This window comes from Aquimarina sp. RZ0, from assembly GCF_008370685.1.
In the GTDB taxonomy this organism is placed as follows: domain Bacteria; phylum Bacteroidota; class Bacteroidia; order Flavobacteriales; family Flavobacteriaceae; genus Aquimarina.
The window spans coordinates 1-16690 of record NZ_VTZU01000029.1 but is presented as its reverse complement, the minus strand read 5'-3'; the positions used below and the strand labels follow the sequence as shown (position 1 = coordinate 16690).

The window sequence follows — 16690 nt, the reverse complement described above, 5'->3', positions numbered from 1 at the left end:
TACCATCAATAAGGGAATATTTCTTAAAGCAGAGCACCTTTCTCCTACTATTTGAACTTCTACACAAAAGATACGAATATCTACAAGAGTAATTTTTTTAAATAATTAAAGATATGTTAAAGTATACAAATTACTGTTAAATCATTAATTATCAATACAATAAAGACAAATTTAATAGTTGTTATTTGTACAAATAATGTTCACTAAAAACTAATTATTGAATTAAAATTATAACCGACATGAACTCACACACAAAAAAAAACCAATTTTTAAATGGGATAACTCTCCATTTAAAAGGATGGTCTATGCAGCTTTTGGTTTGTATAGTTTTAGTATTAGCACCGATTCAATCTATTTTTACCCATGGTACTGTAACAAGTCCTCCAAGTCGTGTTTGGATTTGTTTTCAAGAAGATCCTCAAAGCCCGGATTCTCCTGCTTGTGCTGCAGCCATTGTAGGATGGGGAACGCAGGCTTTCTACGACTGGAATGAGGTTGCTAGAATGGATGCAAACGGTATGCATATGGATATCATCATGGATGGTAATCTGGCAAGTGCCGGTCGACCGGATAAGTACGGCGGACTGGATCAGGTGAGAGATGATTGGGTGTCAACACCTGTTACTCCTGGTCCATTTACGATTACCTGGACCAATACAGCACCCCATGAAACCTTGTATTATGATGTATATATAACAAAGGCAGATTGGACACCTGATCAACCGCTAACCTGGGATAGTCTTGAACGTCTGGTGCGCACAGAGCCAAGAGCGGCTTCTGCAACTGACAATATAGATATTATACTTCCTGCAAGAACAGGTAAACATGTGATCTATAGCGTTTGGCAACGATCTCTTACTGAAGAAGCTTTTTACTCCACCAGTGATGTTGATTTTGGAGCATCTACAGAACCAACTCCACCTGTAGCTTCGTTTACAAGCGATAATGGTCGATGTGGAGGGCCGGATGTTATCTTTGATGCAACTAGTTCTTATGATCCTAACGGAGATGAATTGACCTATTCATGGGATTTTGGTGATGGAACTTCTGCTGAAGGTGTTACAGTTTCTCATAGTTATTCTAATCTGGATAGTGCAACAGTTACTTTGACTGTTAGCGATGGAGTGTTCAGCAGTGGTTCTGTAGAATCGGTTAATTTAGTAGTAGATCAGGATTGTGCAGAAATAATTTGTCCTTTTGATACACCAAGAACAACAGCATTACCTTCTATAAATACATCTTATCAAAATATTTATGTATTAGGAGACGCTGGCCCTAATCTAAGTAACATTGCTAATTCTTCTATAAACTGGGACTTAGGCAATAATGGCTTATACCAATTTTCGTTGAGTACAAATAATGGTATTCCATCTTATTATAATGATTTATTATCAGTTTCAACACATAATTTTAATTCGATAGAACCTCAAATTACGTTTTCAGGCTCAAGTTTTGTAGGATTAGATGGTACTTATTATGCTACGATTGATGGAGATAACTTCGTACTAGTTTCTACTACTGGAGATTTTACTATTTACTTTAGTAATTCGGCAACCGCTCCAGATTGTGATGATGTTACAGGGCCTGATCCAGGGCCAACTCCCACAAATACTCCTCCAGTAGCTGATTTAAGCGCTACCCCAACTGTAGGAACAACTCCTTTAGAAGTAACATTTGACGCTTCAGGTTCTACAGATGCAGATGGAGATACTCTTAGTTACAGTATTGATTATGGTGATGGAACTTCTGGAACCGGAGTTACTTCAACACATACATACACAACCGGAGATTATACAGCAACCGTTACAGTTAGTGATGGAGAAGGTGGAAGAGATACAGCTTCTGTGACCATAACTGTTGATGATGATATAATAGTTAATCCGCCAACTGGTGATTGTACTTTTGGTGCTCCTATGAGTACTTCATTAGTAAATGTTAATACTTCGTATGAAAATACATACGTTTTAGGAACTGGTGGTCCAAATTTAGACAATGTAACTATGTTTACTGTAAATTGGGATTTAACTAATAGCGGTTTATATCAATTTTCATTGAATTTAAATACGGCACCATGGTATATCGATTTTTCTAATGCTTCTCAAAATTTTAATGAGCCAAATCCAGAAATTTCTTTAACAAATACAGGTATTCCTGGATTAGATGGGGATTATTATGTGACTATTGATGAAAGAAACTTTGTACTAGTAGCAGATGAGTATACTATTTATTTTAGTAATTCAGCAACAGCTCCTGATTGTGAAGCTGTAACAACGCGAGTAAATAATGTGGATAAACTTTCCTATATCATGTTTCCGAACCCTGCAGTTACAAGTATTTCAATACTAAATAAAACAGATCTTAAGGATAACATAATTACGATCTCTGACCTTACCGGAAAACAAGTCAAGTCCCTGTTAATACAAGAAAGTACAACAAAAATGACTATTGATATTTCAGGAATTACATCAGGATTGTATTTAGTAAGAATTTCGGATCATTCAGGTACGAGTAGTACCCAGAAATTAGTAGTGGACTAAAGTCCTTTTTTAAAATAGTTCAAACTGATTTTAGAAAGGAAGACAGAGTATTATACTTCCCTTCTTACAAAAAACAACCTTCTTAAACTTAGAAGGTTGTTTTTATTTATTTCAGTGTCTCTAATTGAAATACTTCAGGAACATGTAGTGTCATTTATGTTGCTTCATTTTTTATTTTCAAATTAATTTAGGAACTTTAAACGGATAAAAATAAGTTTTCGAGATATAATCCAATTATAAAAATTATCATTTCGTTCCTGTTATTATATGAAATAAGAACATATTCAGTTCTTATTTTTTAACTATTTTTTTAGTACTCTTTTTTCTGAATCTGGGATATTAAAAATAAATAAACTCCTGAATTTAGGTCTGTAAGATCAATTTCATTAAAATTATTACTTTGATTAGATATATCTCCATTTAACACAACGAACTCATCTAGACTTTTTCTATATTTAGTTTCTAGTTTTTTTAGAATGAATAAAATACCTAAGCATGTAGGAATTATCATGGATGGCAATGGTCGATGGGCTGAAGAGAGGAGCATGCAACGATGGCAAGGACATCTGGCTGGAGCCGAAAATATTGAACCTATTTTGTACCACGCTATGAATTTGGGAATTGAAGTTCTTACTGTTTATGCTCTTTCTCTTGATAATATTAAAAAGCGATTTGATGATGAGAAACAACATCTTTTCAACATTTTTAATTCCAAACTTGATTATGCCAAAAAAGAGTTTCATGATAAAAACATAAAATTGCGATTTATAGGCAATTTATCGTATTTACCCAGCGATATCAGACATAAAGCTAAACAGGTAGCACAAATGACCAATAACAATGGCAGAGGAACTTTTGTGATGGCAATGGCCTATAATGGTCAGGATGAAATTAAACGTGCCGTGAGTGAAGCATTAAAACTAGGGAGTGATGACTTTACAAAATATATGGATTCATATGATTTTTCTCCAGTAGACTTAATTATCAGGACAGGAGTAGAAAACCCAATTATTACCCGATTATCAGATTTTTTATTATGGCAATCTGCATATGCCGAAATATATTCAACTTCGATATACTGGCCGGATTTTACCGTTGCCGAATTTGATTTAGCTTTAGAGTATTATTTTGAAAGTGATAGAAAATATGGAGCCATATTGTCAAGAAAAGATTGGGGTGGGTTTTAAGCATATTCTCCTTATGTTTTATTATTTTCTACATTTAATATTTAAAATATAAGAAGTACACAATGAGTGATACTAAAAAAATAATCTATCTATTTATTACTATCATAAGTATCTGTTTTTTACCTTGGCTAGCATCTCTATTATATCATAAAGGAGAATTTCCCGAAGGTTTTTTTATATATCCTCCAGTGTCTGTAATCCCCAGAGCATCAATAAACTGGTATGCTTTTATTGTTATTACCCTAATTTTTGTTCTTATTCCCACAATACTCTATATGTACCCCAGACTTTTTGGGTTTAAAAAGCCCGAAGAAAAAACCAAAACAAAAGAAAGAAAAAAAATTCCTATATGGTTTTGGTTGGGACTCATGCTATGGGGAAGTACTGTTTTTCTTCAGTGGACACATAATACATCGTTACTATCTTGGTTACATTGGTCAGATATTCCTTTGTTTTGGGGCTGTATCTTAATGATCGATGGCTGGGTATATGTAAGAACTGGAGGAGTTTCAATGATTAGCAAAGCTCCACAAGAACTCTTAGGTATTAGTTTAGCCTCTATTCCAGGTTGGATGTTATATGAATTTATTAATTTCTTTGTGGATAATTATTGGTACTATCCATATGCTAATTTAATGACTCGTCAGGAAATACTCATATATGCTCTAATTACTTCAGCAGGATTAATGCCTCTAGCATTTGAGTGGTATTGTTTATTTAAAACGTTTCCATCCTTTAGTAGAAAATATTCTAATGGTCCTAAAATCATATTTTCAGAAAAAGTAAAAACGTATTTGCTGGTTCTAGGGTTTACACTCATGTTTATAACTGGATTATTTCCAGAACAGATGTTTATAACAATGTGGATATCAATTCCAATTACCTTAGCAGCTGTTTTAGATAAACTAAAAATATGGACCCCTATTTTAGAAATTGGAAAAGGCAATTGGAGTCCTATCTTATTATTTGCTTTAACTTATTTATTAGAAGGTTTTATCTTGGAATTTCAAAATTTTTTTAGTGTAGCACCTGATTCACAACCGACATTTATAGATTCGCCTTTATATTGGAAATATGAAATTCCATATGTCGGAATTTTACATGTTTTTGAAATGCCTCTTTTGGGATATGCCGGCTACCTACCTTTTGGAATATTTTGTTGGCTATGGTGGATTGCTTTTGCGAAGTTGTTAAATATTCCAATAATATTTAATTCTGAAAACCCACTTGAGAAGCATATTGAAAAGTTGCAAAATGATTAAACTACATCATAGATAAAAAGTATTAATGGATTAAAATGGTGAGTATAATATAGAGTAGCTCGAATGTCTGCAAAATTTACTGGTATTCTAATCACAAAATTACTTAAAAACTTATATTCGCGCCATGTGGATGTATTTAGGCCTATTGGCAGCACTTTTTTTGGGGGTACACAATTTATGTAAAAAACACGCGGTACAAGGAAATGAAGTCTTTCCTGTACTTTTGAGTACTGTTTCTAGTGGATTTTTATTAATCGCTTCTTTTTATTTGTTATCAATCTTTTATCCTGACCATGCATTAAATCACGGTTATAATTTTCAGGATATTTCCTGGCAAACACATGGCTTTATTTTTATAAAGGCTGCTATTATGGCCATTTCCTGGGTTTTATCCTATCAAGCTTTAAAGCATTTGCCTATTACTATTGTAACTCCTATACGCTCGGCAGGACCATTTTTCACTTTTATTGGAGCCATTATAATTTATAAAGAAAGTCCTAATTTATACCAATGGGCAGGCTTTTTTCTAATCATTTTTTCTGTGATTTTATATGCTAGAATTGGAAAAAAAGAAGGGTTAAATTTTAAACGTAATAAATGGATATATGCTATTATTGGTGCTACTTTCTTTGGTGCCAGTAGTGGATTATATGATAAGTTTTTAATTCAGAATATACGTTTAAACCCTCAAACCTTGCAGTTTTGGTTTTGTGTATATATGATATTAATCTTGCTTATTATCTTAAGCTGTACATGGTTTCCGTATGCTAAAAAACGAAAAGAATTTAAATTTCGATGGTCTATTATTGCTGTTGGTATTTTATTACAAGCCGCAGATTATTTTTATTTTAAAGCCTTGCAAGACCCTGAAGCACTAATCATGCTATTATCAGCTATAAAGCGGAGTCAAATACTCATTGCTGTTATCGCTGGAGGTCTTATTTTTAAAGAGAAAAATAAGCGGAAGAAATTAATTCCACTATTTGGTATTATAGCAGGAGTATTTTTGATTTTGTACTCTTGAAACCATAGAGTCTATAAATTATAAGCATAGTTCTTTTAATAAACTAACTATAGGCAAGCTATGAGCATTTATTGAAAAAAACATTCCGATTTCGAGGCAAGCCTCTTTTAAACGATTATCGAGTAAAAAAAAGATGCAATAGATTTTCTTCTATATTGCATCTTTTTTTTAGGTGATACTATTATTAAACTCATCCTGAGTAGTGGTTTTCAACCGAAAAATTTGGCTTTTGCACTATAATTTTGTAGGTCAAGGCATTACCCAGGATGAGCTCATTGATTACTTATCTGTTTATAATTAAATTTTTTGCTAATCTTTGTTCACCATCAATAAAAATAATTACTACGCTTAATCCTTCATTGACAGAACTTAGATCAACTTGCACTTCATTACTTCCTTTTATTAAACTAATGTTTCTTCTTACTACTTCTATGAATCCACGTTCTCTTATCACATAAAAAGCATTTGGATCATCAGAAGGGCTATCAATAAAAAGTGTGGTATTATTTATTGCAGGGTTGGGTGCAATCGTTAGGTTTGGATCCACAGCATCTGGATCACCTAATGGAGAAACCTCTACGGATTCCATTCTCCACATTTGCGCTCTGTTATTTCTTCTCACATTTCTCTGGACGATAATAGCATCTCTATTAATAGAAAGAGCCTTTCCTGTCAAAACGCTTACAAATCTTACGTTATTGCCTCCTAATTGAGCAACTCTCCATTGTTGTCCTCTGTCGGATGCATTGATATCCTGTTGATTTGGAATTGCATTAGCATTTGCTACATCAATAGCTCTTCCTGAACGTACATTTACTATTTGAACAATACCATTGTCTAAATTAATAAATCTCCATTTTTGAAAGTCTGTCAGAGTTTCGCGTGAAAAAAACTCTGCTAAAGCAGTTTCTGCTTCAAATCTAACACCATTTTGGATATCAAAATCATAAACAACTTGACCTCCACAACATCCAATAGAGAGTCTTGATGTAAATTCTATAGAAGCCCTCTGCCTATTTGATAGATTTTCGAATGTAAATTGTTCATTAGGATTGAACTGTGCTACACTCGAAAAAGAAGCGGTAAATACCAAAAAAAAGAATGCGTAAAAACTAAGTTTGGTGTAAAATAATTTGTTGTTCATAATAATAGGTTTTAAGTTTAAAATAATATCGAATTTGTGTTGACTATATGTAACTTATAGACAAAATATTAGTCGTTTATTTTTTATTTTATTACTCTTATAAATCCTAAAATATTGTTAACTTTACAAATGTTTTAATGTGTTAAAAATGAATGATTTATCAGCAAAAAAACTTTCTTTTTTTAAAGGAATTATTTCTACATATTTATTATCATTTTCAGTATAGAGTAATGTATCATTTACGTATCACCATACGTCTTGTTTCTGTATAATTTCCTGCCTTGAATACATAGAAATAAACACCACTGCTATGCACATTATCTGCATTAAAAATGACTTCGTGCTCTCCCGTAGTTTTATGGTCATCAATGAGTGTCGAAACTTCCTGGCCAAAAACGTTATAGACTTTAATATTAACTGAGGAATCTTTGTGTAAATTATATTTTATAGTACTTTGCCCGCTAAACGGATTAGGGTAGTTCTGTTCTAAAGCTCCAGATGGTTTTTCGAATTCATCAACAGATAATGTATTTCCAAAATCAACATCACTAGTTGAGTAAAATGCCTCGGGGCTCAGTGATCGTTGCCATATGCTATAGATCACATGCTTTCCTCTTCTATTTGGCAAGGTTACCTCTATGGCATCTTCTTGCGAAAGTGGTCTCTCTCCAGTTCGTACAAGAAGTTCTAAACTATCCCAGGTAAGCGGTTGGTTAGGTGTCCAGCCATCTTTGGTTATATACACTTCATAATATAAGGTAGCGTGAGGAGCTGTAATAGACCAAGTAAGCGTAAATGGTCCAGGAGTAACGGGTGTTGATACCCAATCATCTCTTACCTGATCCATGCCTCCATATTTATCAGGTCTTCCGCCACTGGCTAGATTTCCATCCATAATAAGAGCTCTATGATTACCATTTGCTTGCATTTGGTTAATTTCATTCCAATCATAAAGAGCCTGTGTACCATGAGAAGCAACTGCATCAATACATGCAGGAGAATCCGGATTTTCAGGGTTCTCCTGAAAGCAAATCCAAACGCGACTTGGAGGACTTGTCACTGTGCCATGCGGAGAAATAGATTGATTTGAAGTTAATAACAGTCCAGTGCAAAGTAATACCTGTAAAGGATGGCTTTTTGCAAAGGAATCAATAGTCTTTAAGGTTTTAATTTTAAAAGTGTTTGTTTTCATGACGATTAGTGTTTACAATAATGGTTTGTTATTTTACTATGGTATTTTGTATTTCAATAAATAGTATGTTTTAGAATTTTTCATACATTTCCAAAAAAATATAAGAATATATAGATGTTTTTATAGCCTATAGCCCATTGTTTAGCTTCTTTGGCGAATAAAATCAAGAGACACCTTGACAATATGACTGATATAAAACACCTAATAAGCTTTGTAATACAGGGTTTTAGTATACAGTTATATTTTATAACTCCGTATTTATGATTTATTGTATGTGGAATTTAAGAGAACTTTGATATAGACCACAGTTTAACCTATTGTTATTATTTTTTTAACTTTTTGTTAAAATCCTTGTTTTAACGACTATAAAGATTTAATAATTAAATATATAACACTCGTTCTGATTATAGTTTTAAAGATTTCCGATTTTTAGCGTTATTCAAAATGAACCTTAAGAGCTTGTTTAAAAACCTTACTTCCTGAAAACAAATATTTTAAGAACCGTGAGCTTACTTCAAATAATTAAAATATCTCAATATTCTCATCATTTGAAGTGTCCTCAGAACCTTAAACTATTGATTTTCAATTTGTATTCTTTTTAAACATATTCTAAGAAGCAGAGTTAAAATACAGATTTCTTTTTCTTTCTATAGCCGTGATAACCTAAATACATAACTAATACTATTACAAAATAAATAAAATATGATGTAGGTTCTTTATCACCTTTGACTGTTGTGAACAAACGACTCCATCGTATTTTATCAAAAACACCCTCAGCCAGTTTATTCCAGCTAAACCATATGAATACAGGTTTACCAACTACATGATCAAATGGCACGTAACCCCAGAAACGGGCATCCAAAGAATTTTGACGATTATCCCCCATCATCCAGTAATAATCTTGTTTAAAAGTATAGTTATCTGTTTTCTTTTTATTAATAAAAATTTCTTCTCCTTTTATAATTAAATCGTTTTTTTCATATTCTTGTATGATCCTTTTATAGAAAGGAAGTGAATTTTGATCAATTTTTACAGTTTTTCCCTTTTCAGGAATATAAATAGGACCAAAATTATCAATATTCCACCCCAGAGAAGAAATATGTGGAAAAACCCCTCCATCAGTACCTTTTTGAGTTATAAGTTTTTTTACACTTTTAACGAATGGATGATTGCTGATTCTTTCTGCTTCTATATCTGTTAGTGTTAACACATATCCTCCTTCTTTGGTCATTATATATTTACCATTTTTATATTGCAAACCTTCTCTTACCCCATATCTATTTGTAAGAAGTGACTGATTAATTTTTTTACCTTCGGTATTAACAAAGAAATTGTATTGAGGTTTGGCTCTGTTAGATAATTTTGTTCTTTCTCCATTTATATACACATAGCCATCATGTACTTCTAATAAATCTCCAGGAATTCCAACACAGCGTTTTACTAGATTTGTTTTTTTATCAATTGGTTTATAGTAATTTCTATCTGGATTGAAATTATTCATATCTAGTAATGTGTCAGCAGGTTGATTAAAAACTACAATTTCATTCCGTTTTATTTTTTGAAAACCCGGCAGTCTTATATATGGAAACTGAAACTTATTAAATAATGAAGTTTCTTTTTTAGAATAATCATCACTGAACAAATATGATTTTGTTTTTAGTATAGGTAGTGTATCATGAACCATAGGTGCAGCAATAGTAGTCATAGGAACTCTTGCTCCATAATGAAGTTTGCTAACAAATAAATAATCTCCAACCAATAATGTTTTCTCAAGTGACGAAGTTGGGATCATAAAGGGCTGTATAACATACGTATGTACAATGGTTGCAGCTATTATTGAGAATAAAATAGAACTCACCCAGTCACCTGCTTTTGTTGAGGGTTTAAGATCCCTATTGCTATTGTAGATAAGTTTATCAGAAGTATAGTTTATATAGCATATATAAATACCTAGGGTCAAAATGGTCAACCAGGTGTCTCGTTTAGTGTTTTTGCCAAAGCTTCTAATAGTTTCTACCCAAATTACGGGAAACATGATTTGGTTAACTATCGGAACAAAAAGTAATATAACCCACCATCTAGGTCTGTTAATAATTTTCATTAAGATAACTGCATTGTAAATAGGAATGATAGCTTCCCAAGATTTTCTACCTGCTTTACTATATAGTTTCCATGTTGCAAAATAATGTACTATCTGTATGATTATAAAAAGAAAAAGCCAATGATTCATTTATCTTGTTTTTATCGCAAAAATGCAATAGATAATTGAAGTTTTCAGCCAAATTCGTGATTCTGGCAAACAAAAAGACGATTGTAAGCACGATTTTTAAGGTATCGATTCACGAAACTTGATTGCAGTAGTATTCGTTATTTTTTTAAACGCATTATTAAAAGAAGATATACTATTAAATCCACTTTCATAAGCAATAGCTGAAATTTTATAATGATTGTAATCAGGGTTTTCCAAAAGTCTCTTCGCTTCCTCTACTCTATAATTAGCAATGTATCTAGAATAATTTATGTTTTGAGTTTGATTAATTATTTGAGAAAGTTGTTTGGAAGAAACACCTACTAATTTACTTAATTTGGTTAAGGTTAATTCTGTATCCAAATATATTTGATCTTTTTCAATAATTCTTTTTAGTTTTTCATGATATTGGTTTACTTCATGAATGCTTAGGTTAGATGTTGAATATTTGACCTTTTCTGATTTGAATATCCATAAATGATTTAATGCATAAAAAGATAGAAGAAGAATACTCAATGAAAATAAAAAAGAACTTGTTGGGAAAAAGTGTACAATTTCAAAAAATATCAATATAGAATTGAAAAACATTGCTGCAGTTGTCCCAATCAATAAGAATAACCATTTTCTAATGTTTATTTCTCGAATATTATCTTTTTCAGGTAGTTTCTTTTCTTTACCAAATAGCGCAAAGAACATAATAGCGCAATAGATCAAACCGTGTGCAAATAATCCCAAATAAAAATAGGATCTTCCGGTATAAGGAATTAACCAGCTAAAGCATGCGACGGCTATAAATGGAGTGTAATGTATGAGATATTTTACTTTCTTAATAGAATATTTCTCCAGATGCAGAGAATAAAACCATAAGGATGGTCCTACGAATAATAAACTACCTAAAAAAACATTATGAACTATAATATTGACATCGTAATAACTATAAAAAAGTGATTTCGTCATTCTTAAACTAAATACAATAAGATAAAAAGACAGGAAAATATTAGCTTTAGAATATGTGTTTTTTTTAACTAGAAGAAAGACACCAAAGAAAATACTAATGACAATACCAACACTACCAATTAATAATAGCATCCGATCAAAAATTTCTCTATTTAAATCCATTGAGCAAAAAAACAAAATTTGTAAGTTTTACTAAAGAAGTATGGTTTAAACTTTTTTCAATTCGAAATAAAAATGTACAGTTTTTAGGTTTATTTTAATCGAATATGTCTATTCTATTAATGTCTATCAGAAGGTTCTGATACTTTTTACAAATCACATAAGAATGCCATTTTTTGCCTTTATACTTGGCGGCAAATCAGTTTCGTAGAGCATTTCTCTAAGATCAATTTCAATGGTTCGGCAGAGTGATAACATTGGGATATCATTTGCCATACCCTGAAATGGGTTTTCTGAATAATCTCCTACAACTTCCATCATTACATATACCCACCCAATCAAAACGGTTATAGGTACAGACAGCCAAATACCCCAATAATCTAATTTTAGCAATTCAGGGATCATACTAAAGGGAAGTAATACTATAAATATCCACACAAAGTAGCGACTCATATTTGCATACTGACGTGGTAAGGGAAACTTCTTAATACGTTCGTTTTTTCCTTGTAGTGTATAAAAACTTTTAAGGATATTTACCATTTCCATATGTCTAAAATCTTCAATATAGCCTTGTTCTCTCAATTTTTTGAGATCTCTGGATTGTTCATTGATGATTTGCGTAGCAGTATTTGTATGGTTTATAAGTCGATCATATTCATTTTTTGGTAAAAATAATTTTAATTCAGTTCGGGTTACTTCATCATCTATTAAGCCAACTCCAAACTTCTGTTGATATTTTTTTGCTGTTTTTGCCATATATCCTCCTTGGCTAATATGCTCCCAGGGGGTTGGCACTAATAATTGACTACGATGCGCATACAACCAACCAATATGTCGATAGATGAGTCGCTTTTTAATCGCTTGGATATCTTTTTCAGATAACGTATTCTCTGTAAATAGATTAGAAATAAATCCATCTATCATCATACCCCACGTGCGGCTATCATTAACAATACCACCCCAAATTTTTCGAGCCTCCCACATACGGTCATAAGCCTGATTATTCTTAAAACCAACATAAAATGCAACAGCCGTACCTATTACCGATAAAGGTAACCAGGGGATAGCAATATTAATAATTTTAAAATAATACAATGCAGCTACTGCTCCCATCAATATTGTTAGCCAAATAATATGAATAATAGTCCATTTTAGCAGGTTAATTAAACTTATTCCTTTCGTTATAATCATTGTCTATTCGTTTTTAATCGATTGCTACAATACCTTCAAATTTGAGCACAATAAAAAAATCATCAGTTAGAATGTTTTTTTATTGAAAATGATGGCGAACAAAGATGAGTGATTTTTTAAACAAACGCATAATTTTGATATAGTTTTTCTTTTTCCAGTCATAATTTTATCAAGGATCTAGTATATATTTGATATTATTTTCTATAATTATTAATAGTTAGGTCGATTAGTTCTTATAAATCTTTTAATCAGCGTATTTGCAGTGCTTATGGTGGCAGTATTTTTTCACTTACGATTTACCATTCTTTCTTTTGTTTATAAACTACTTCGGGGCAGACCAATGAAGCATTTAAATCTCAATTATCGAGTAAAACCTCTGATATTTTCTTTGAGTTGTTGTTTATTGATAGCTCTTTTCTGTTCGATGATAGATGTTTTCTATCGCTAATAGCAGGTATTATGTTGATTACCTATTACCTTGATGGCAGCTGGTTGCCCTTTGGGCGATAATTCTTTCCTCTCTGATGTTAACTGAGACAACCTATCTCATCCCTAAAATAAACAATTGCTATCTTCTTTATTGCAGGATATTCTTTTTCTAACCACTGCTGAACCTTTTCAGATTTCTTCTCAAACACCTTTTGTATCTGATTTTTAGTGAGTAGTTGTAAAATATTTTAAAAAAACTCGCTTTTTGGATTAGGGTATCTTATTTGTTAAATGTTTATATATATGACAAATGTTAACTAAAATATAATTTATGAAAAATGTAATCAAACTTAGTTTTTACTCAGCGATCATTGGGTTTAGCTTAGTAACTATCTCATGTGAAAATAACACTGACTTGAATGACGATCTCGGTGTTGAATCTGCAATACCTGTAGAATCTCTACCTTTCAAATATCGTAATGCTGAACTGACCGAAGCAGAAAACAAAAAATTAACAGATGCTGGGTATCAATTAGATGAAGTGACCAAACTTATTCGAACTAATGAGGATGGATCTAAAGAAACTTTATATAATACTTCGGATTACTCATTTTCACCTGCAAGTTTAGAACAATCTTTAGCTGATCCTTCTAGAGGTTATAGAAATGCAAATACGGTATTTGGTAACCGTACATACACCATTGCTCTTGTAGACTTTGGAGGAAAGTATAGAGCAGCAGCGCAAAGTGCTATTAATGATTTCAATAATGTATTAAGAACAACTGTACGCTTACGACCAGTATTTACTTCTTTTAGTAATCTAAGGAATGTGAATAGAGATATCACAGCTTATATCTTTGATTTTAGAGGCACTTCCTTTCGAGGAAATGGACAAGGTGAAATTCCAACAAACAATAGACCTGGGCGCGTTATAGGCTTAAATTATATCAGAAACTTTGAAAGTAGTGCTAAAGAAATTGGCGCTCTTTTTAAACACGAATTATTACATAACTTTGGAGTTGAACATAGCGACTGGGCCACACGTAGAAGTTGCGGAAGTATTGTACCTGTACCAGATGATGTACCTAGACCTATAGCTGTTGGAGGAAATACAAGTGGTGACTTTATAGATGCACTTATGGCTTCATGTAACCCTTTTGATGTATTTAATGGAGTATTTCGTATTAGATTTACTGAATATCAAACTGATGACATTATTACTATGAGAGGTATATATGGCTTTAAATAAATAGAAAATATTATAATTATGATTAGAGAATGAAATTTTATATTTATAAAATTTCATTCTCTCTTTTGTTAAAAATCAACCCCAAATTACTTATTAAATAGTTATAATCAACTATCTGGCTTCAATAAATAATAGTTCTTCATAATGGATGCAAAGTCCCTTTCTTTCTTGACTGCAAATACACGAACATGCTTATCACTTATGATGAGCTTGCTAATAAACTTCATCAATATATGCCGTTCTGTCCTTCATAAAAATAAAGTAGAGCTTCTTTATCAAAAGTGTTATGTTGTCGCTATTATCGCAGGTGCTGAACCCTTCTGAGTTTCACAATACTTAATCAAAGTATATAAAAATATGGTAGAATAGAACAAATTATAGAATCAGAAATTACCGAATGTATTTATACAGACGGTCAACCATTATTTTACTTGAGTATATCTACTGAAGAATAATATAATCTATATAGGATCCAAAGATGGAACACTCATTAGACTTGATATTTCTAATAAAAAAGTAACTAAAACAAAAGTGAATCATGATATCATATGATCAATCATCTATCGTAATGAAAGTATCATAACCAGTGAAGAAGATAATAAGGTAGTCTCATCGGATTTTCAATTTTATAAAACTACAGAAATACGCAATACAGCTAATTTCATACAAGCCTTAGATAAAATAACCGTAAAGTGAATCAAATTATTTTTCAATTCAGACAAGAAAGAAGATTCATAGATAGCAAGGCTATCGATGCTTTTTATTTTAAAGAGGCAAATAAAGGAAATCCTCTTGTTTTTTGACTTATAAAGATGTAACCGATATTGACAGCTTGTAAAAAATAAAAGAAAGCTTACTTGAAAGAAGAATTTATTTTGCAGAATTTTTCAGGAAATAATTTCTAATCACTTTTGAGTTATGATTTTTTTACGCAATCATTAAAAAACAAAAAACTTTCCCGGATTACTGATAGCAATTAATAGATTGATATTCTATAAATTATAGCTTTACAGATTGGTATTGTTCCAACTAAAATCAAAATTCCTTATAACACATAAAATTCTAAAAAACCAGTATTCACAAATTTTTGAATATTGTTTTTAGAATTATCTATACGTGAAAATGTTCAGAAATATTATTTTATGATATATTGTTTCCGGATATCATATCCCTAAATATTTTATTAATGTACTTATGCTTTTGTGTCATTCTATTTATGCAAAAGAAATTGACAACAACCAACCATTTTTTCTAATTTCCAGCAAGCAATACAAAAGAATTATTAGCTACTGGAGAGACCATGTACCCTTTAACATTTTTTAATGTTTTTGTATATTTTTCTGCTTCCAAAAACGCCATTTCCATAACACTGATAGAAGTTTCTTCATTAACGGTTATTGTTTTAGAAATCTGGTCTCCATTTGTATACTCAATAGTAATTTTCCATTTCTTAATAGAGTGAAAGCTTTTAGAATCTATCGTATTTCCCTCCTTCTCTTTTTTTGTTTTCTTCTTTTCCTTTTCCTTATCGTTTACAGGTACTTCGCTGATTGAATTTGCACTCATAAAAGAGCTGCAAAGCAATATAATAATAAATGTTAGCCTCATTTTAATGATTTTTTGATTTGTTTTTTCGAATATACATATAAAATTTGAATATACAAATATTTTTTTAATAAAATTTTATTTGAATATTAAAAAATTACATGTATGTTTGATTTATGATAAATAAAAACTTGAAAAAACTCCTTAAAAGAAGCAAAGGAGCTAAAACGGTATACGGTATTTCTAAAACATTAGGAGTAAGCCCGCAAGCAGGTGATTATGTAGTAAAGCGTAAAAATCTTGCAAAAGACTTTGAAAGACTTCAAAAAATTGCAGACTATATGGAAGTAGAAATTAAAGATATTATTGATCTTAACAAAAAGAAAAAGTAACCCTTAATCAAAGATTACTTTTTATAAATCTCACAAATTTTATTTGTGATTATACGATTTGTGATTAAAAAATTCGTATAAATTCATTGAATTATTTTTTCTTTATGCAAGGCAAAAAAATCAAGCATAGCTATAGCTACGGTTTATTTTTTAAACGAAGTAGAAAGGAAAAAG

At 31.4% G+C, this 16690-nt stretch carries 12 protein-coding genes; 6 read left to right on the top strand and 6 right to left on the bottom strand.

Going from position 1 to position 16690, the window contains the following annotated elements; translation table 11 throughout:
- Positions 1-239: 239 nt before the first annotated feature.
- The 4 genes from F0000_RS12405 (at position 240) to F0000_RS12390 (ending at position 6010) form a co-directional block, all read left to right on the top strand.
- Positions 240-2537: a lytic polysaccharide monooxygenase gene (locus F0000_RS12405; protein ID WP_255452706.1), complete on the top strand. Its 2298-nt coding sequence runs from the start codon at positions 240-242 to the stop codon at positions 2535-2537.
- Positions 2538-3013: 476 nt separating this feature from the next.
- Complete coding sequence (gene uppS / locus F0000_RS12400; RefSeq protein ID WP_149625041.1) at positions 3014-3724, top strand: polyprenyl diphosphate synthase; 711 nt, start codon at positions 3014-3016, stop codon at positions 3722-3724.
- A gap of 62 nt (positions 3725-3786) precedes the next feature.
- Positions 3787-4986 (top strand): hypothetical protein, encoded by a 1200-nt coding sequence (locus F0000_RS12395; RefSeq protein WP_149625040.1) that lies wholly within the window; start codon positions 3787-3789, stop codon positions 4984-4986.
- 124 nt (positions 4987-5110) lie between these two features.
- A complete protein-coding gene (locus F0000_RS12390; protein WP_149625039.1) occupies positions 5111-6010 on the top strand; it encodes an EamA family transporter in 900 nt (299 codons plus the stop codon).
- A gap of 283 nt (positions 6011-6293) precedes the next feature.
- Here the strand turns inward: F0000_RS12390 and F0000_RS12385 are convergent, their stop codons facing one another.
- The 5 genes from F0000_RS12385 to F0000_RS12365 all read right to left on the bottom strand — a co-directional run bounded on the left by F0000_RS12385 (position 6294) and on the right by F0000_RS12365 (position 12901).
- Positions 6294-7154 carry an RICIN domain-containing protein gene (locus tag F0000_RS12385; RefSeq protein ID WP_149625038.1) on the bottom strand — a complete coding sequence of 287 codons (861 nt, stop codon included), beginning with the start codon at positions 7152-7154 and terminating at the stop codon, positions 6294-6296.
- A gap of 235 nt (positions 7155-7389) precedes the next feature.
- Positions 7390-8346 (bottom strand): lytic polysaccharide monooxygenase, encoded by a 957-nt coding sequence (locus F0000_RS12380; protein WP_188112110.1) that lies wholly within the window; start codon positions 8344-8346, stop codon positions 7390-7392.
- Between the two features lie 622 nt (positions 8347-8968).
- The gene (gene lepB, locus F0000_RS12375; protein ID WP_149625037.1) at positions 8969-10576 is read right to left on the bottom strand and encodes a signal peptidase I; all 1608 of its coding nucleotides are present in this window, start codon (positions 10574-10576) and stop codon (positions 8969-8971) included.
- A 96-nt stretch (positions 10577-10672) separates the two neighbouring features.
- Positions 10673-11713 carry an AraC family transcriptional regulator gene (locus F0000_RS12370; protein WP_149625036.1) on the bottom strand — a complete coding sequence of 347 codons (1041 nt, stop codon included), beginning with the start codon at positions 11711-11713 and terminating at the stop codon, positions 10673-10675.
- 153 nt (positions 11714-11866) lie between these two features.
- Positions 11867-12901 (bottom strand): bestrophin family protein, encoded by a 1035-nt coding sequence (locus F0000_RS12365; RefSeq protein ID WP_149625035.1) that lies wholly within the window; start codon positions 12899-12901, stop codon positions 11867-11869.
- Between the two features lie 760 nt (positions 12902-13661).
- On the opposite strand from F0000_RS12365, the gene F0000_RS12360 reads away from it, so the two are divergent.
- Positions 13662-14579 carry a M57 family metalloprotease gene (locus tag F0000_RS12360; protein WP_149625034.1) on the top strand — a complete coding sequence of 306 codons (918 nt, stop codon included), beginning with the start codon at positions 13662-13664 and terminating at the stop codon, positions 14577-14579.
- A gap of 1251 nt (positions 14580-15830) precedes the next feature.
- Here F0000_RS12360 and F0000_RS12355 read toward each other — a convergent pair.
- On the bottom strand, positions 15831-16187 hold the full coding sequence (locus tag F0000_RS12355; protein ID WP_149625033.1) for a hypothetical protein: 357 nt from the start codon (positions 16185-16187) through the stop codon (positions 15831-15833).
- Between the two features lie 128 nt (positions 16188-16315).
- On the opposite strand from F0000_RS12355, the gene F0000_RS12350 reads away from it, so the two are divergent.
- Positions 16316-16516, top strand: a complete 201-nt coding sequence (locus F0000_RS12350) for a hypothetical protein (protein ID WP_149625032.1) — start codon at positions 16316-16318, stop codon at positions 16514-16516.
- Positions 16517-16690: the final 174 nt, after the last annotated feature.